General features: G+C 60.3%; 17 protein-coding genes. 9 read left to right on the top strand and 8 right to left on the bottom strand.

Annotated elements, in window-relative coordinates; all coding sequences use genetic code 11:
- The first annotated feature begins 98 nt into the window (after positions 1 to 98).
- Both AC1Q6D_RS14985 and AC1Q6D_RS14980 read left to right on the top strand, forming a co-directional pair.
- A complete protein-coding gene (locus AC1Q6D_RS14985) occupies positions 99 to 2,750 on the top strand; it encodes a DUF4118 domain-containing protein (protein ID WP_103405305.1) in 2,652 nt (883 codons plus the stop codon).
- 49 nt (positions 2,751 to 2,799) lie between these two features.
- The gene (locus AC1Q6D_RS14980; RefSeq protein WP_103405342.1) at positions 2,800 to 3,498 is read left to right on the top strand and encodes a response regulator; all 699 of its coding nucleotides are present in this window, start codon (positions 2,800 to 2,802) and stop codon (positions 3,496 to 3,498) included.
- Positions 3,499 to 3,573: 75 nt separating this feature from the next.
- Here AC1Q6D_RS14980 and AC1Q6D_RS14975 read toward each other — a convergent pair whose 3' ends face one another.
- Positions 3,574 to 4,614 carry a patatin-like phospholipase family protein gene (locus AC1Q6D_RS14975; protein WP_103405306.1) on the bottom strand — a complete coding sequence of 347 codons (1,041 nt, stop codon included), beginning with the start codon at positions 4,612 to 4,614 and terminating at the stop codon, positions 3,574 to 3,576.
- Between the two features lie 221 nt (positions 4,615 to 4,835).
- On the opposite strand from AC1Q6D_RS14975, the gene AC1Q6D_RS14970 reads away from it, so the two are divergent.
- From AC1Q6D_RS14970 to AC1Q6D_RS14960, 3 genes are all read left to right on the top strand, one after another.
- Positions 4,836 to 5,114 (top strand): hypothetical protein, encoded by a 279-nt coding sequence (locus AC1Q6D_RS14970; protein WP_034150181.1) that lies wholly within the window; start codon positions 4,836 to 4,838, stop codon positions 5,112 to 5,114.
- Between the two features lie 46 nt (positions 5,115 to 5,160).
- Entirely contained in the window at positions 5,161 to 5,928 is a 768-nt protein-coding gene (locus AC1Q6D_RS14965; protein WP_103405307.1) for a CHAD domain-containing protein, read from the top strand.
- A 118-nt stretch (positions 5,929 to 6,046) separates the two neighbouring features.
- A complete protein-coding gene (locus AC1Q6D_RS14960; protein ID WP_103405308.1) occupies positions 6,047 to 6,844 on the top strand; it encodes an acyl-CoA thioesterase in 798 nt (265 codons plus the stop codon).
- Here the strand turns inward: AC1Q6D_RS14960 and AC1Q6D_RS14955 are convergent, their stop codons facing one another.
- The 3 genes from AC1Q6D_RS14955 to AC1Q6D_RS14945 form a co-directional block, all read right to left on the bottom strand.
- Positions 6,845 to 7,210 carry a terminase gene (locus AC1Q6D_RS14955; RefSeq protein ID WP_090468043.1) on the bottom strand — a complete coding sequence of 122 codons (366 nt, stop codon included), beginning with the start codon at positions 7,208 to 7,210 and terminating at the stop codon, positions 6,845 to 6,847.
- A 230-nt stretch (positions 7,211 to 7,440) separates the two neighbouring features.
- Positions 7,441 to 8,922, bottom strand: coding sequence for a methyl-accepting chemotaxis protein (locus AC1Q6D_RS14950; RefSeq protein ID WP_103405309.1), 1,482 nt, complete (start codon positions 8,920 to 8,922; stop codon positions 7,441 to 7,443).
- A 138-nt stretch (positions 8,923 to 9,060) separates the two neighbouring features.
- Positions 9,061 to 9,870: a TatD family hydrolase gene (locus AC1Q6D_RS14945; RefSeq protein WP_103405310.1), complete on the bottom strand. Its 810-nt coding sequence runs from the start codon at positions 9,868 to 9,870 to the stop codon at positions 9,061 to 9,063.
- Positions 9,871 to 10,106: 236 nt separating this feature from the next.
- Between AC1Q6D_RS14945 and AC1Q6D_RS14940 the strand changes: the two genes are divergently transcribed.
- The 3 genes from AC1Q6D_RS14940 to AC1Q6D_RS14930 all read left to right on the top strand — a co-directional run bounded on the left by AC1Q6D_RS14940 (position 10,107) and on the right by AC1Q6D_RS14930 (position 12,623).
- Positions 10,107 to 11,528, top strand: coding sequence for an MltF family protein (locus AC1Q6D_RS14940; RefSeq protein WP_103405311.1), 1,422 nt, complete (start codon positions 10,107 to 10,109; stop codon positions 11,526 to 11,528).
- A gap of 103 nt (positions 11,529 to 11,631) precedes the next feature.
- The gene (locus AC1Q6D_RS14935; RefSeq protein ID WP_047527135.1) at positions 11,632 to 12,066 is read left to right on the top strand and encodes a DoxX family protein; all 435 of its coding nucleotides are present in this window, start codon (positions 11,632 to 11,634) and stop codon (positions 12,064 to 12,066) included.
- A gap of 248 nt (positions 12,067 to 12,314) precedes the next feature.
- Positions 12,315 to 12,623: a hypothetical protein gene (locus AC1Q6D_RS14930; protein WP_047527136.1), complete on the top strand. Its 309-nt coding sequence runs from the start codon at positions 12,315 to 12,317 to the stop codon at positions 12,621 to 12,623.
- Positions 12,624 to 12,700: 77 nt separating this feature from the next.
- Here AC1Q6D_RS14930 and AC1Q6D_RS14925 read toward each other — a convergent pair whose 3' ends face one another.
- The 4 genes from AC1Q6D_RS14925 to AC1Q6D_RS14910 all read right to left on the bottom strand — a co-directional run bounded on the left by AC1Q6D_RS14925 (position 12,701) and on the right by AC1Q6D_RS14910 (position 15,794).
- Positions 12,701 to 14,239, bottom strand: a complete 1,539-nt coding sequence (locus AC1Q6D_RS14925; RefSeq protein WP_103405312.1) for a cryptochrome/photolyase family protein — start codon at positions 14,237 to 14,239, stop codon at positions 12,701 to 12,703.
- A 24-nt stretch (positions 14,240 to 14,263) separates the two neighbouring features.
- Positions 14,264 to 14,569, bottom strand: coding sequence for a DUF6482 family protein (locus AC1Q6D_RS14920; protein ID WP_103405313.1), 306 nt, complete (start codon positions 14,567 to 14,569; stop codon positions 14,264 to 14,266).
- Between the two features lie 57 nt (positions 14,570 to 14,626).
- The gene (folE, locus tag AC1Q6D_RS14915; protein ID WP_103405314.1) at positions 14,627 to 15,184 is read right to left on the bottom strand and encodes a GTP cyclohydrolase I FolE; all 558 of its coding nucleotides are present in this window, start codon (positions 15,182 to 15,184) and stop codon (positions 14,627 to 14,629) included.
- A gap of 91 nt (positions 15,185 to 15,275) precedes the next feature.
- Positions 15,276 to 15,794, bottom strand: coding sequence for a thiol-disulfide oxidoreductase DCC family protein (locus AC1Q6D_RS14910; RefSeq protein ID WP_103405315.1), 519 nt, complete (start codon positions 15,792 to 15,794; stop codon positions 15,276 to 15,278).
- A gap of 264 nt (positions 15,795 to 16,058) precedes the next feature.
- On the opposite strand from AC1Q6D_RS14910, the gene greB reads away from it, so the two are divergent.
- Positions 16,059 to 16,550 (top strand): transcription elongation factor GreB, encoded by a 492-nt coding sequence (greB, locus tag AC1Q6D_RS14905; RefSeq protein ID WP_103405316.1) that lies wholly within the window; start codon positions 16,059 to 16,061, stop codon positions 16,548 to 16,550.
- Positions 16,551 to 16,568 lie beyond the last annotated feature (18 nt).

The following is a 16,568-nucleotide window of genomic DNA, read 5'->3' as shown; positions in this document are numbered from 1 at the left end:
TCCCACAGGAAGTCAGCAATCCCCTGTGGGAGCTAGCCTGCTAGCGATGGCAGCTGAACAATCACCACATCAACACCTGAAAAAAGAGAGCTTCAAACATGAGCGACTCCGGCCGCGCCGACGCGCTGTTAGCAGACCTGCCCCGGGATGGCCGTGGCCGACTCAAGGTTTTCCTCGGTGCAGCACCCGGTGTCGGCAAGACCTACGCCATGTTGCAAGCAGCGCACACCCAACTGCGCCAAGGCGTGAAAGTCATTGCCGGCGTCGTCGAAACCCATGGTCGCGCCGAAACCGAAGCGTTGCTCGGCGGCTTGCCGCAACAACCGCTGGTGCGCTCGGAGTACCGGGGCGTAGTGCTCGAAGAGATGGACCTCGACGGTCTGCTCGCGGCCAAACCGAAGCTGGTGCTGGTCGACGAACTGGCCCACAGCAACGCCCCCGGCAGTCGCCACGCTAAACGCTGGCAGGACATTCAGGAATTGCTCGCCGCCGGCATCGACGTGTTCACCACGGTCAACGTCCAGCACCTGGAAAGCCTCAACGATCAGGTCCGTGGCATTACCGGCGTGCAGGTTCGCGAGACCTTGCCGGATTGGGTGCTGCAAGAGGCCTACGAACTACTGTTGATCGACCTGCCGCCACGGGAACTGCTCGAGCGTCTGCGCGACGGCAAGGTCTACGTGCCGGAGCAGGCGCGCGCCGCCATCGACGCATTTTTCACCCAGACCAACCTCACTGCCCTGCGCGAACTGGCGATGCAAACCGCGGCGGCCCAGGTCGATAACGATCTGGCCCAGGGTTATCGCCAACTGGGTCAAGCCGCGCCGGCCGTACGGGGACGCCTGCTGGTGGGCGTTGACGGCGATGCCCAGGCCGAGCGCCTGGTGCGCCACGCCAGCCGCGTCGCCCAGCGACGGCATCTGCCCTGGAGCCTGGTGCACGTGGACAACGGCAGCGTGCGTGACGAACAGTCGCGACTGCGCCTGCAAAGCGCCCAGCAGCTGGCCGAACGCCTGGGCGGCGAAGTGGTGCTGCTGCGTGCCGGCGAGGTGGCGAAAACCCTGATCCAGCACGCGGCCGAGCGCCGTGCCAGCCTGGTACTGGTCGGCCAGTCCCGGCCGAGACTGCGTCGGCGGTTGTTGGGTGGTGGTCTGGCGGCACGCTTGTTGCGCCATGCGCGAGGGTTGGAAATCAACGTCCTCGACAGTGACGAAGAAAAAAATCCGCCCCGACAATATCCGGCGCATGCGCTGGTCTGGTTCGACTATGCGCTCGCTGTCGTGGCAACGATTTTGGCCAGTGCCTTGGCGTGGGGCGTGGCCAGTGTCCTGCCATTGCCAAATATCTCGCTGGTGTTCCTCGCCGCCGTGTTGCTGGTGGCGGTTCGCAGCAGCCTCGGGCCGGCGCTGGCCTGTGCGGCGTTGTCGTTTCTGACCTATGACTTCCTGTTCATTCCGCCGAATTTTTCCTTCAGCATCCAGCGCGAAGAAGACGTGCTCACCTTGTTGTTCTTCCTGCTGATGGCGGCCCTCACGGGCAACCTCGCGGCGCGCCAGCGCCGACAGTTGCAGGCCTTGCGCGATACCCAGGAAGAAACCACCGAGTTGCTCGACCTGTCACGCAAACTCACCGCCGCCACTGACCGTCAGGCCGTGATCAGCGCCGCCGCCCAGCACCTCAACGGCTGGAGTGACTTGAAACTGTGCCTGCTCAATCGCGACGGACAAAGCGGCTGGAAGGTCGAAACCGGTGGGCCGCTGGAGTTTACCGAGGCCGAGCGTGCCGCCGCCGATTGGGCCTGGCAACACGATCAACCGGCCGGTGCCGGCACCGGTACGCTGCCGTTTGGGCGCTGGTGGTGGTGGCCATTGTCGGTGGAGGATGGACCGCTGGCGCTGCTCGGCGTGTGCGCCAAGGAAGGCCAGACCTTGAGCGGCCAGCGTCGTCGTTTGTTGACCGCGTTGAGTCAACCGTTGGCCCAGGCTCTGGCTCGCGCGCAATTGGCCGATGATCTGGAAGCCGCACGCCTGCACGGCGAGACCGAACAACTGCGCAGCGCCTTGTTGGCCTCGGTGTCCCACGATTTACGCACGCCCCTGACTTCCATGCGCGGCAGCATCGACAGCTTGTTGGCCCTCGGTGAAGCGATCCCGCTGGAGGATCGCCGCGAATTACTCGAAGGCACCCGCGATGAAGCCGAGCGCCTCGACCGTTATATTCAAAATTTGCTGGACATGACCCGCCTCGGTCACGGTGCCTTGAAGCTGGCGCGGGACTGGGTGTCTCCGGCCGATATTGTCGGCAGTTCGCTCAATCGCCTGCGTGCGGTGCTGGCGCCGTTGCAGGTCAGTGTCGAGATACCGGCCGAGTTGCCGCTGCTGTATGTCCACGCCGCACTGATCGAACAGGCACTGATCAACGTGCTGGAAAATGCCGCGCGTTTTTCGCCGTCCCATGGGCGCCTGCAAGTGCGCGTCGGCGTGGCCGACAGAGAGCTGTTTTTCTCGGTAGGCGATGAAGGGCCGGGCATTCCCGAGGCTGAACGAGCGAAGATTTTTGACATGTTCTACACCGCCGCGCGCGGTGATCGCGGCGGGCAGGGCACGGGGCTGGGGTTGGCGATCTGTCAGGGCATGGTGGGCGCCCATGGTGGTCGTATCAGTGTCGCCGACGGCATCGAAGGGCGTGGCACCTGCATCACCTTGCACTTGCCGTTGCAGGAACAGCCTGCCTTTGAAAGTGAGCGCTGAAAGTGAAGCCTGATACTCTTTGGAACTTTCTATGCCGCGACCGGAAACCATGACCCAGACCGCGACCATTTTGGTCATCGACGATGAACCGCAGATCCGCAAATTCCTGCGTATCAGCCTCGCTTCCCAGGGCTACAAAGTGCTGGAGGCCGGCACTGGCACCGAAGGCCTGGCCCAGGCAGCCTTGAACAAACCGGACCTGTTGGTGCTCGATCTCGGGCTGCCGGACATGGACGGCCAACAAGTGCTGCGCGAATTCCGCGAGTGGTCGACGGTGCCGGTGCTGGTGCTCTCGGTACGCGCCGGCGAAGGGCAGAAAGTCGAAGCGCTGGATGGCGGCGCCAACGACTACGTGACCAAACCGTTCGGCATTCAAGAGTTTCTGGCGCGGATACGTGCGTTGTTACGCCAGGCGCCAGTGGGCGAGGCTCAGCAAGCGGCGCTGACCTTCGGCCCGTTGACCGTGGACCTGGCCTATCGCCGGGTATTGCTCGAGGGCGCCGAAGTCGCGCTGACCCGTAAGGAGTACGCGGTGCTGGCGCAACTGGCGCGGCATCCGGGGCGGGTCATCACCCAGCAGCAATTGCTCAAGGACATTTGGGGACCGACCCACACCGATGACAGTCATTATTTGCGGATCGTGGTTGGGCATTTGCGGCAGAAGCTGGCGGACGATCCGACCCAGCCGCGTTTTATCGTGACTGAGGCGGGCGTAGGGTATCGGTTGTTGAGTGAGGGGGGGCTTTAGTGCTGTGGTGTTTGTAGTGGCGCCATCGCGAGCAAGCTCCGGGCGGCGTTCCGACGATGGCACCCTCAAACTCACTCAGGATTCGCGCTCGCTCTCATACCGATCCAGCGTATCCCGCGCAATCTCCCGTCCCAGCGCGATCAGCTCCGGCGCTTTGTAAAACTCGAAAAACCGGCACACCCGCTTCGGCACGTTGATCAGGATGTCCGGTGGATACCCGGCAATCTTGTACTGCGCCAGGGACGTCTGCATCACCTCGAAACTCTGGTTGATCAAATCCAGCAACGACGCCGGCCCGACGTTGTCGATGATGAATGAGCCGGTGGCTGACTTCGGTGCCCCATCGCGTTCAGGCGCGGCTGCCGGTTGCTGGGCTTCGGGTTCGGCGGATTCGACCCAGGGGTTGATCTCGGCGGCTTCGGCCATCAACGCTTCTCTTTCCAGCAGCAATAATTGTTCGGCCTGCTTGCGCCGGAACGGCAGCTTCGAACCGAGGGAACTGATCAGGCTGTCGAAGCGGCTCCTGAACGCGGCGGGTCGCTGGATCACCGGCAGTTGGTAATGGCGCTGGTTGGTGGAGTTGAGGTTGACCGCGATGATCAAATCACAATGGCTCGACACCACTGGCACGATCGGCAGCGGGTTGAGAATGCCGCCATCCACCAGCATGCGATTGCCTTGCATCACCGGGGTAAACAGGCTGGGAATTGCCGCCGAAGCCCGCATGGCCTGGTGCAGGCAACCTTCCTGGAACCAGATTTCCTGCTGGTTGGTCAGGTCGGTGGCCACCGCCGTGTAGGGGATGCGCAGCTCTTCGATATTGATCTCGCCGACAATCTTGCGGATCCGTCCGAAGACCTTTTCTCCACGAATCGCCCCCAGGCGAAAACTGACGTCCACCAGACGCAATACGTCGAGGTAATCCAGGCTCTCGATCCAGTCGCGATACTCCTTGAGTTTGCCAGCGGCATAAATGCCACCCACCACCGCGCCCATGGAGCAACCGGCGACGCAGGCGATGTCGTAGCCACGCCGCTCGATCTCTTCAATAACGCCAATATGGGCATAGCCGCGGGCTCCACCTGAGCCCAGTACCAGTGCGACACGCTTCTTCATCAATCGCCCTCGTTTTGAATGGTTCAACAATGCACCCATCGAGGGGCGTGCTTCAATCGTTAAGGTCGCTCGATGGGTCAACGCGTCGTTATTTCGATACTCCATGGCGGCAGATGGTTATTCTTTCGAACGCTATAGTTTGCTGTGGCGATGGACGGCACTTTTCATGCCCCAGGCCGTCCTACCTGCACAATTGTTTACCTATCTTTGAGGTGTGAGTGATGAAAGCCTGGATTTGTGTGCCTTTGATTGCCCTGGCACTGGCCGGTTGCGCCGGAAAAACCGCATACCGCGATAGTTGTGGCAGCAACCTCGATGCGGCGTGGCATGAACTGGACCTGGCCAAAGCCGAAGGTTTCGCCGGGACGGTCAGTTACTCCAAGGCCTTGTCGCTGTTGACCGCGGCCAAGACCCAGCAGCAATTCGAAGGGTTCGAAGGTTGCACCAAAAAGGCCGAGAAGGCCCGGTTCTATATTCGTGAGTCACGGGCAGGGCGTTGAGGCATGATGTAAGTTCATTGGGGAAGTTCGATTCAAGGAGCAAGCGATGTCTGACTTGATTGATCGGTTGGTGGCGCAGGTTTTAGGGCTGGAGGTTCGTCTGCTGGCCTGTCAGGCTCGCCTGAGTGCCCGCACCGATCCGGAAGCGCTGCACGATCTGCGTACCACGGTGCGCCGCATGCGCAGCCTGTTACGCCCCTTGCGTGGCTTGCCCGGTGTCGAACAGCTGGAAGCGGCAGCGTCTGCGGTCGGCAGCCTGACCACCCCCTTGCGTGATCGCGAAGTGCTGGCGGCGTATTTGCTCCAGCACGGTCAACCCGAAGCGGCTCAGCGACGCATGGCGCAGATGGACGAAGCCTATCCCGCAGTGGCCGCAAGCCCTGAGCTCAACCAACTGCTGATAATTCTCGATGCCTTTCCGCGCTTCCTGCGGGCCGCCCAGCGTCAGGATCTGCTCAAGGGCCTGCGCAAGCGTATCGTCAGGCGCCTGGCCAAGCAGTGGAAGAAACTCGACGAGGCGCTGCACGATCCTGCCCACGACCGCCATCGTTTGCGCCTGCTGATCAAGCGAGTGCGCTATGGCATCGAAGCTTACCCCGAGCTGGACCGTTTGCCGAAGGCGGCGTTGCCCAGGCTGAGATCGGCCCAGGCGGCACTGGGCGATTGGCATGATTGCTGGCAATGGCTGGTCAGGGCCGAGCAGGAGGCGGATTTGCATCCTTGTGTCGCGGTCTGGAAAACCACCATGGTCAAGGCGGAGCACCGTGCCGATCGTGTCCTGGACAAGTTCAGCAAGGCCTGCTTCAAATCCTGACTGTTTCCCGGCCCTCCTGCACGGCTTATCTGTCGTGCACTTTGGCGGTAATCATCACTGTGGCCGACGCGCCGGCTGGTTAAGATTCCCTGATCCTTTTCCTGCCCTTGAGGTTTGCATGCGTTTTTCCGATTTGCTTGACGCCGTTCGCCGCCAGCCCCAGGCGTTGTCGATTCCGGCTGAGTGGGCACAGGGGCGAGCTAGCTTCGGTGGTCTGGTGGCTGCCTTGCAATACGAAGCCATGCGCGCCAGGGTGCCAGCGGATCGGCAGGTGCGTTCGCTGGCGATCACCTTCGTAGGTCCGGTCGAACCGGAAGTGCCGGTCAGTTTCGAAGTCGATGTGTTGCGTGAAGGCAAAGCCGTCAGCCAGGTGCTGGGCCGGGCGATGCAGAAGGGGCAGGTGGTGACCTTGATCCAGGGCAGTTTCGGCGCCTCGCGGCCTTCGGAAGTGGCGGTGACGGCGCAACCGGCCCCGGAAATGAAACACTGGGATGACTGCCAGGAGCTGCCCTACGTCAAGGGCGTGACCCCGGAATTCATGCGGCATCTGGCGATGCGCTGGAGTGTCGGCGGGCTGCCGTTCACTGGCAACACATCCCGTGAGATGGGCGGCTGGGTGCGCTTGCGTGGCGATGTGAAGGAAGAGGCGGTCACGGAGTCGCACATCCTGGCACTGGTCGATGCCTGGCCGCCGGCGCTGATGCCGTTTCTGAAGAAGCCGGCGATGGGCAGCACCCTGACCTGGACCATCGAGTTCGTGCAGCCGTTGCTCGAACTGAGCACCCTGGACTGGTGCAAATACCTCGTCGAAACCGAACACGCCGCCGACGGCTACGGCCATGCCGCCGCGAACCTGTGGGATGCGCGGGGGCGGTTGATTGCCATGAGCCGGCAGACCGTGACGGTGTTCGCCTGATCAATGATGGCGGTGGCGCTCCCGCCAGGCGCGCCACCAGCCGCCGCTGAAGAAAAACCGTGGGAATGTCAGGAACTGCTCGACCAGCAGGCGCGAGACGGCATCCTTGCGATCACTGAACGGCTCGGACGCTTGCGCCTCCAGGCTGTGACCGTGACGTTGCAAGGCCAGCGCGGCCAACAGGCCGATCACGCCGATGGCGATGTTCACGAAGCTCAAGCCGAACACCCCGGTAACAATCAACAGGAACCCCAGGATGAACAGCGGTACGGCAATCAGGTGTAACACCAGATTGGTCGGATGCTGATGATTGTTCGGGTAGGCGCGCCATTGCCAGGCGGGAAGGTTGGGGTGACGTTTACCCATGATGTTTATCCTCGATCCATGTTGAACACATGAATAAAGGATAGGTCTGGCAGATGCGAGCGGCGAATCAAGGTTGGCTATGGAGGTGATAGAGGTCATGGTCAATATTGATGCTGAGCGGGCCAGCCTTTTCGCGAGCCAGTTCGTTCCCACCATGGCGTTTTGTCAGACACAAAACATGTGGCCGCTGATTATCCCCTGTGAGAGCGAGCCTGCTCGCGATGAGTCCCTTAGAGCTTGAGTTGCCCGATAGCCTTGCTCAACTCCCCGGCCAACGCCGCCAGGTCATTACTGGTCGTTGCCGAATTGACGGTCTGCCGCACCGTGTTCTCGGTGACATCGCGAATGCTCACCACCGCCCGATTCATCTCCTCCGCCACCTGACTCTGCTGCTCGGCCGCCACCGCGATCTGCGTATTGCTTTCACGCATTTGCGCCACCGCGCCGGTGATTTCTGCCAGTGCCGCGCCCGCTTCCTGCGCCTGTTGCACGCAGTCGTCGGCCTTGAACGAGCTCTCCTGCATGAAGTCCACGGCATCCCGGGTCCCGGCCTGCAGCGCGGACACCATCACGGTGATTTCGTCGGTGGAGGTCTGCACGCGTTTGGCCAGGTTGCGTACCTCATCGGCGACCACGGCAAATCCACGACCCATTTCACCGGCGCGGGCCGCCTCAATCGCAGCGTTCAACGCCAGCAGGTTGGTCTGCTCGGCAATGCTGTGAATCACATTGACCACACCATTGATTTTTTGACTGTCCTCGGCCAGACGCTGAATCATTTCGGCGGTCTGCTGCACCCCGGTCGACAACCCGGCAATCGACTTCTGTACGCGCATCACCACTTCCTGCCCGCTGCCGGCCAGGGTGTCGGCCGATTGCGAGAGGTCACGGGTGGCGCCCGCGTGCTGGGCGATGTGGTAGACGGTGGCAGTCATTTCATTGATTGCCGTGGCGGCCTGATCGGTTTCGCTTTGCTGGCCGAGCATGCCCTGGCGCACGTCGTTCATGCTCGACGCCAGCCGCGCGGCGCCGTCATCCAGTTGCCGGGCGGTATTGGCGACGGTGTTGACCACCCGTTGATAGCCGGCCTGCATGGCGTTGAAGGCATTGGCCATTTGCCCGACTTCGTCGCTGCACGCCAGTGGGACGCGGGCCGAGAGGTCGCCGGTTTTTTCGACGTGGAGCATCACGTCTTTCAAGGTGTTGAGCTGGCTGAGCAAGAAGCGGATCAGCAGTTGCGAAGCGCCGAGCATCGCCAGCATCAGGATGAACACGGCGACCGCGTAGTTGGCAAAACGCTCGCTGAATACCTGGCTGAGGCTCGGGCCATGGGCAATCACCGCGACTTGTTGGCCGTCGGCGCGGGTGAATACCTCGGCGCCTATGAGCAGGTTGTCACCCAACAAGGGCATGCTGTCGATCTCGACCCAGCCCTTGGCATCGGTCAGTTCCAGCACAGGCTGCTCGTTGAGCAGCGGGGCACGACCGTGATCGGAGATCAGGACATTGTCCGCTTTCGGGAGTGGCTGCCCCACGGGCCAGGCGTTAAGCAATCGAGCCTGGGCCTGGGCCGATGCCTGGGCGGTCTGAATCCGGGCCTGCTGTTCGAGTTGCACGGCGTACAGCACCAGCAGCAGCGTGGTGACGAAGGCGACGGCATTTACCGCCCAGAATTTGTATTTCAGCGAAATATTGCTAAGCCAGGCACCCATGGAGGTTTTCTCTGATAGCGGAAACAGTATTGGCAAGGTGCCAGTATTGTGCCGCTATGCAGGCTGACGAATGTTGACATGCGTCAATGGGTCACCCCTTTACCCGGTGGGCAAACTCGTTCCCACCGGAGGTGTGTTTTATTCCGGGATGGAAGGCAGACCATAGAACGCTCGTGCACAGGCGGTCGTGTGGGCGGCCAAATCTTCCACACTCTCTGCGCGATGCACCGCCACTTCGCGCAGCACTTCGGTCAGGTAGGCCGGTTCATTGCGACCGTTCTTCGGCTTGGGCCGCAGGCTGCGTGGCAGCAGATAGGGGGCATCGCTTTCCAGCATCAGGCGTCCGCGTTTGATCTCTTTCACCAGCGGATGCAAATGAGTGCCTCGGCGTTCGTCGCAGATCCAGCCGGTGATACCAATGTGCAAGTCCAGGTCGAGGTAACTGAACAGCGCCTTGCGTTCGCCGGTAAAGCAATGCACCACGGCGGCGGGTAGTTGATCGCGGAAGTCGCGCAGGATGTCCAGCAAACGCTGGCTGGCGTCGCGCTCGTGAAGGAACACGGGCAATTGCAATTCGACTGCCAGCGCCAAATGCTCCTCGAGGACTTTTTCCTGCTGCGGGCGCGGAGAAAAGTCGCGATTGAAGTCCAGTCCGCATTCGCCCACGGCAACCACGTTCGGTTCCTTGAGCAAACTGCGCAGACGCCGGGCGCTGTCTGCATTCCAGTCGCTGGCCGAATGGGGGTGAATACCGGCGGTGGCGAACAGCCGTTGAGCGCTTTCATCCAGTTGTTGGCACAACTCCAGCGCCTGTTCGCTGCCCTCGACGCTGGTGCCGGTGAGCACCAATTGGCAGACGCCGGCGGCGTAGGCGCGCTCGAGTACAGCCTGGTGTTTGTCGGCGAAACTGGGGTTGGTCAGGTTGACGCCGATATCGATGAGTTGCATGGTGCTACCTCGGACCAAAGGCCGGAAAGCATATCAGAGCTGTCGATTTATCAGAAAAGCCAAGAACTACAACGAGTTAAAGCTGTCTTTTGATGCCGCGAGCCAGGATGGAGTGGTTAGTGTGCCATCACTGTGCCAGTCTTTCGCCCGTTGCCAGCGCTTCAGGCGCTCTGTTTTTTTCGTTTGATTTCATGAAAAAACTCATGGGATCAACCCGAATTCTTTCCGGAGAGTGGATGAAGCGTTCCTCGGTTTTGCTACTGCTGTGTTGTTCGCTGCTACTGCCGATGCCGGCGATTGCGCGTCTGCCCGGGCCGCTGCAAGCCGCTCCGGCGAGCAAGGTGCGTGACCTGGCGGAAATCCGCAGCAGTCGCGTCCTGCGGGTACTGGTCAACCAGAGCCGCAACAGCTCCGGCGAAGTCCAGGGCCAGGCCATCGGCGTCGAGTACCATCGCTTGCGCGCCTTCGAGCAATACCTCAATGGGTATGCCCGTGACGGTCAGGAAGTCACTCTCAAGATCATTCCCAAAGCCAAGGATCAATTGCTCGGCGCGTTGCAGCGTGGGGAAGGGGATGTGGTGGCTCCAGGGGAACTGCTCGATATGCAAGCGGGTCAAGCCGTCAGCACCAGTGAACCGATTGCCAGCGGTATTCCGTTGGTATTGGTCGGCAGAAAAGGCGAGCGCAGCTACACCCGTCTCGAACAACTCTCGGGTAAAACCCTGGCCTTGCCCACCGGCAGCGCCGCCGGGGACGCCGTCAGCCAGATCAATCAGAAACTCGCCTTGCACAAACTGCCGCCAGTGAAGATCGAATGGGTCGATCCGACCCTGGCGGTCGAGGATGTGCTGGAAATGGTTCAGGGCGGGATTTTTCATCTGACCATCGTCGAACAACCGATCGCCGAACGTTGGGGCAAAGTTCTGCCGAAGTTGCGTTTCGATCGTCAGGTGCACATCCGCAATCCCGGCGAGGAGTTCTGGTTCGTGCGCCGCGATGCGTCGATGTTGCGGGCCAGCATCGATCGCTTCCTGACCACTTACAAGAAGCCATCGGACCAGGATGTCGCTTTCCTGCGGATTTATCGGCGCTTGTATCAAGTGCACGATCCATTGGCCAAGGCTCACCGGCAGCGCCTGGAACAGCTTCGACCGGTGCTGCAGAAACACGCGGATGCCCAAGGCATCGACTGGCTGAATCTGGCGGCACTGGCGTTCAAGGAGTCCGCCTTGCAGCCCTCGTCTCGAGGTGGTGGCGGGCCGACGGGCCTGATGCAGATCACCCCGTCTGCGGCTCAGCGGGTAGGGGTCAACAATATTCAGGATCTGGATGCGAACGTGCAGGCCAGCGCCAAGTACCTGGCGATGATTCGCCGCAAGTTCTTCTCCAGCCCGAAACTCAACGAACGTGAGCGCATGGCGTTCGTACTGGCGGCCTACAACATCGGTCCGGAGCGGGTCCAGGGGATGCGCGCCGAGGCACGGCGTCGAGGGTTGAATCCGAATCAATGGTTTTTTCAGGTTGAACGCATTGCCATGGAGCAGGTGGGGATGGGACCTGTCAGCTATGTTAATAGTGTGAACAAGTATTACCTGGCGTTCGATCGGGAGCGGGAGTCGTTGGAGCCCCAGGGGCAGAAGGTTGCCCTACGAAAGTGATCGAATAAACTGATTGTTATGGTGGGTTTTTTACGCTTTTAACATGAAATTTACTGATTAATATAGCGGCCAACCCACCCATACTCTCTAAGGATGACGCAGCATGAGCACACTGATTAACAAGGTTCTGTCTACCCGCGCTGGCTACGGCCTGACCGTTCTGCGAATTTTTGTCGGCATCATCTTCGCTGCCCACGGATCGCAGAAACTCTTCGGCGCGTTTGGCGGCTATGGCCTGGCCGGCACTGCACAGTACATGGAAAGCATCGGCCTGGCGCCGGGCTATCTGATGGCAACACTGGCGGGCGGCACTGAGTTTTTCGCCGGCCTGGCCTTGATCATCGGGTTGCTGGTTCGTCCGGCGGCACTGGGCCTGACCTTTCTGTCGCTGGTCGCCATCTTCTCGGTGCACATCCACAACGGTCTGTTTATGGCGAACAACGGTTATGAGTTCGCCCTCGCGTTGTTGGGTGGCAGCATCGCCGTGATGATCGAAGGAGCCGGCAAGCTGTCAGCCGACCGCGCCATCGCCGGCTGACCGCTCTGGCTCAACGAATGAGGCCCGCTTCGAGCGGGCCTTTTTGTTGCGCGTCATTCTTGACACTGTCCGGTCAGCTTCAATAGGATGTTGCCCATGCGCCGATTTAAACAGCTACTTGCGGGGCGCCAGGTGACTCATTGAGTTGCTGTCAGAAGCTTGAAACAGGCTTCGAAATACCGCTAAAGCGCTGGTTCGGTGTTGCCTCTCACCTGCCATGCAGACTTTTGAGGCAGAGACACGACACGATGAATGCACTAAGCCCCGTTGTACGCCCCGCGCCGATTACGGCACATCTCACCCAGCGCAATCCAAAAATCCTGCTTGGCGGTAAACACCAGCCGACGCTCTTGCGTTATCTCGATGGCTGGCCACGCCGTACCGGTGGGCCCGCAGCGTTTCTTATCCAGTTCGTCGAAGACGGAGAGTCCCTGGCCCGGTTTGCCAGCGACAGTTTCGATCTGGCGGTGATTCAATCGCCCAGCGCCGCCGAGGCGGTCGACGTGATCAGGCAACTGACCCGTGTGGCCCGCCAAGGGCTTATCACCCGTCGTTGAGGTTCTAAGGCGGGAACGTCAGGCGCCGAGGAATCGCATCGCTGATGATGCGACAGGCTCGTCCGATCCCGATTCACTCAAAGCGATTCCCCTGCGTCCAGTCTGGCGAGCAGGGCCTGGCCGCGTTGCCAGAGTGCGTGCTGCCTGGCATCAGGCATGCGTTCGAGGTTTTTGTAAACCATGGCCATGCGTTGATTGCCGCGCAAAAGGTCGCGATGACGCATCAGAAAATGCCAGTAGAGCGAGTTGAAGGGGCAGGCATCCTCGCTTGTGCTTTCACTCACCTTGTACACGCAGTCACGGCAGTAGTCAGACATGCGTTTTATGTATTGTCCGCTGGCGCAGTAAGGTTTCGAGCCCAGATATCCGCCATCGGCGTGCATCACCATGCCCAGTGTATTGGGGAGTTCGACCCAGTCGAAGGCATCCATGTAGATCGCCAGGTACCAGTCGCAAACCTGGCTCGGGGCCACGCCGGCGATCAGCGCAAAGTTGCCCGTAACCATCAGCCTCTGGATGTGATGGGCATAGGCCTGTTTCAGGCTTTGGCCGATCGCCTGGCGCATGCAGTTCATCTGCGTGTCGCCGGTCCAGTAGAACTCCGGCAGCGGCCTGCTGTTGCCGAATAGATTGCCGTCGGCGTAGTCCGGCATTTTCAGCCAGTAGACGCCACGCACGTATTCGCGCCAGCCGATCAGTTGCCGGATAAATCCTTCGGCCGCATTCAGGGCAACGCTGCCTGACCAATAGGCGGCCTCCACATCACTGCACAGCTGACGCAGGTCCAGCAGGCCGATATTGAGCGCGGCGCTGATGCGGGCATGGAACAGAAAGGGTTCGTCGCTGGCCATGGCATCCTGATAGTCGCCGAAGGCGGCCAGGCCAAAGTCTAGAAAGTAGTCCCACAGCACCTGTGCCTCGGCGTGGGTCACGGGATAGTCGAAGGTATCCAGGGAACCGTAGTGGTGAGAGAAATGCTTGCCCACCAGTGCCATCACGTCTCGGGTGATCGAGTCTGCGCCGAAGCGTGCCGGGTACGGCGGTTTCACGCCTTTGGGCAAGGCCTTGCGGTTTTCTGCATCAAAGTTCCAGGCGCCGCCCACCGGCGTACCATCGCCATTGATCAACAGGCCACTCTTGCGCCGCATTTCCCGGTAGAAGAACTCCATGCGCAGCTGCTTTTTGCCGTTCGCCCACGCCGAGAACTCGTCACGGGAACAGAGAAAGCGTGTATCGGCATGCCACTGAATCGGTAACCCGGCATCCTTGAGCGACTGCTCCAGACGCCAGTCACCGCACGCTGTCAGGTGCAGTTCGTGCGGCTGCAACAGTGACTGCCAGCGCCGTAGCTCGCCGGGCACTGAACCGGTGTTGTGCGGATCATCGAGGGCAACGTATTGCACATGGATGCCACGCTGGCGCAACGCCTCGGCAAAATGGCGCATGGCACTGAAGATGAGTGTGATTTTTTGCGGGTGATGAGGGACGTGGCTGGCTTCCTCCATCACCTCTACCAGCAACACCGCATCGAGCTTGCTATCCAGCCCTTTCAATGAGGCCAGATCAAACGATAACTGGTCGCCCAGGACCAGGCACAGCCGACGAGTGTTTTTCATGAGGCAGGGGCCGGGGTCACAGGTTCACCAGGGCGTAGCCAGTGAAAAAGGAATGCGCATCGACTCGATGGGGCCTTCACGTACGCCGCACATCTCATCGTGGACACATTGCTGCACCAGCACGCAGGGAAAGGGCGGGACAAGCTGCAGCATTTCACGCAGATGACTGACAGAGCGCAGGTGCATCGGCTTTGCTGCATCATCCAGCAGGGTGAACTGGCCCTGATCCAGCCTGACGCGAGCCAGATAAAAACCGCCCTCCAGCGACAGCAGTTCCAGTTCACGGACTTCACCCTTCAAGGCCCGCTCGGTCAACGCTTGCAGATTCAAGGTGCACTCCTTGCCTACCCGGGTAGGCGTTCGCCGTCAAAAGCAAAGAAACGGCCGCTATCGGCGCCCAATCAGTTGCAGGAACTCCTGGCGCGTCGTGGACGACTCGCGAAAGGCGCCGAGCATGACTGATGAGGTCATCACCGAGTTTTGCTTCTCAACGCCCCGCATCATCATGCACATGTGCTTCGCTTCGATTACCACGGCCACCCCGGCGGCATCGGTGATGTGCTGGATGGCGTCGGCAATTTGCCGGGTCAGGTTTTCCTGTATCTGCAGGCGGCGGGCGAACATGTCGACCACTCGTGCCACCTTCGACAGACCCAGCACTCGCCCCGTGGGGAGGTAGGCCACATGGGCCTTGCCGATAAAGGGCAGCATGTGATGCTCGCACAATGAATACAGCTCGATGTCGCGCACAATGACCATCTCATCGTTCTGCGATTCGAACAGGGCGCCGTTGATCACGTCCTCCAGGCGCGTCGTGTAGCCGTTGCACAGGTATTGCATCGCTTTGGCTGCGCGCTTGGGTGTGTCCAGCAGTCCTTCGCGCTCAGGGTCCTCGCCGACGCCGACGAGAATTTCACGGTAGTGCTCGGCTAATGATGGGTTCACGTTGATTTTTCTCAGCCATACGGCCTTTCAGGAAAGGGACACCCCTGGCAACAGGGGAGTGCTGGTCACTCAAGGTTTTACGCGGGTTTGGTCAAAGCCCCTGTGGCCCGGGTTTGTCGCCGGGCGAATGACAGGGTGAAGCGTTCCAGGTCTGTGTTGTGTTCAAGGCCGTCCCCTCGACAGGTGCGGCTTTTGGCTCCGGCAGCGCACAGCGGTTGTCGTGACAGCGACGGCTTCCATCCGGATGAGGCAACCAGGCCAAATGGGGGCGCAAGCGGCAGAACAGCCAATACCCGACGGCCAGCAACGGGCGGATCGCGCGCCATGTCAGTGGCGTGGCCCAAATTCCCAGGCCGGCTGCTCGCCAGCTCCAGAGCGTGGCGTCCAGGCCCGTCATCCAGCGGCCATCGGCGAATCTGGCATGAAGGGAGGACTGCATTTGCTCGACAGTGAACCCCAGGGCCTTTGCGTCAAACCCTTCGTCACTGATGTCAACAAACAGCAGTCGGGCCGCAATGGCGCGTCGGCTCAGGAAACTGATTTCCCGAGCGCAGAGCGGGCATTCACCGTCAAAGTACAGTGTGAGTGGCCACGGCTGTTTATTGTACATGTCAGAGCTTCTTGTATAGGTTTTGTATAAGATAGGCTGAAAAAAACCGACTGACAATGGTCGTCACTCTTCTCCGTGTCATTGGCTCCCGGTGTGGGCCTGTATAGCCAAGAGCGTCTAAGGTTCATCCCTGATGCGGTTTACCTGAAAGCTGCTGGCTGAAGTTATGATACGAACGCGCCGGGATGCTGGCGTTTTCGCTGTGAACCTGAGGACAGGGCGCTACACAATCGTGCCCGGATAACCGTAAGTGAGAGGCCCGTCTTGAGCACCAACATCATCACGAAGGAAGGTCATGAGGCTTTGAAGCAGGAGCTTGATTTCCTTTGGCGAGAAAAGCGCCCCGACACGACGCGCAAGGTCACCTGGGCGGCATCGCTCGGCGACCGCAGTGAAAACGCGGATTATCAGTACAACAAAAAGCTGCTTCGGGAAATTGATCGGCGAGTCCGATACCTTCGCAAACGTCTCGAGGATGTACGGGTTGTCGAGTATTCACCCGAGCAGGAAGGAAAGGTGTTCTTCGGGGCTTGGGTCGAGATCGAAAACGAGGCCGGGGATATCAAAAAATTCAGGGTCGTGGGGTATGACGAGATCTACGGTCGCAACGATTACATCTCGATAGATTCCCCCATGGCCCGTGCGTTGTTGAAGAAAGAGGTGGGGGACGAGGCCGTTGTGCAGACCCCCAGTGGGGAAGTGCTGTGGTGGATCAATGAGATTTCATACCGAAAACAGGATGAAATACTCGGATAACGGCATCTTCATGGAGGG

Source organism: Pseudomonas sp. MT92 (genome assembly GCF_058792515.1).
This window is presented reverse-complemented; position numbering and strand designations above follow the sequence as displayed.

Bases quoted from the DNA above. Each gene is read 5' to 3' on its own strand.
- AC1Q6D_RS14965 (WP_103405307.1), top strand. From the start codon at position 5,161: ATGTCTGACTTGATTGATCGGTTGGTGGCGCAGGTTTTAGGGCTGGAG.
- AC1Q6D_RS14930 (WP_047527136.1), top strand. From the start codon at position 12,315: ATGAATGCACTAAGCCCCGTTGTACGCCCCGCGCCGATTACGGCACAT.
- AC1Q6D_RS14970 (WP_034150181.1), top strand. From the start codon at position 4,836: ATGAAAGCCTGGATTTGTGTGCCTTTGATTGCCCTGGCACTGGCCGGT.
- AC1Q6D_RS14925 (WP_103405312.1), bottom strand. From the start codon at position 14,239: ATGAAAAACACTCGTCGGCTGTGCCTGGTCCTGGGCGACCAGTTATCG.
- AC1Q6D_RS14985 (WP_103405305.1), top strand. From the start codon at position 99: ATGAGCGACTCCGGCCGCGCCGACGCGCTGTTAGCAGACCTGCCCCGG.
- AC1Q6D_RS14980 (WP_103405342.1), top strand. From the start codon at position 2,800: ATGACCCAGACCGCGACCATTTTGGTCATCGACGATGAACCGCAGATC.
- AC1Q6D_RS14960 (WP_103405308.1), top strand. From the start codon at position 6,047: ATGCGTTTTTCCGATTTGCTTGACGCCGTTCGCCGCCAGCCCCAGGCG.
- AC1Q6D_RS14975 (WP_103405306.1), bottom strand. From the start codon at position 4,614: ATGAAGAAGCGTGTCGCACTGGTACTGGGCTCAGGTGGAGCCCGCGGC.
- AC1Q6D_RS14945 (WP_103405310.1), bottom strand. From the start codon at position 9,870: ATGCAACTCATCGATATCGGCGTCAACCTGACCAACCCCAGTTTCGCC.
- AC1Q6D_RS14910 (WP_103405315.1), bottom strand. From the start codon at position 15,794: ATGTACAATAAACAGCCGTGGCCACTCACACTGTACTTTGACGGTGAA.
- AC1Q6D_RS14935 (WP_047527135.1), top strand. From the start codon at position 11,632: ATGAGCACACTGATTAACAAGGTTCTGTCTACCCGCGCTGGCTACGGC.
- AC1Q6D_RS14940 (WP_103405311.1), top strand. From the start codon at position 10,107: ATGAAGCGTTCCTCGGTTTTGCTACTGCTGTGTTGTTCGCTGCTACTG.
- AC1Q6D_RS14950 (WP_103405309.1), bottom strand. From the start codon at position 8,922: ATGGGTGCCTGGCTTAGCAATATTTCGCTGAAATACAAATTCTGGGCG.
- AC1Q6D_RS14955 (WP_090468043.1), bottom strand. From the start codon at position 7,210: ATGGGTAAACGTCACCCCAACCTTCCCGCCTGGCAATGGCGCGCCTAC.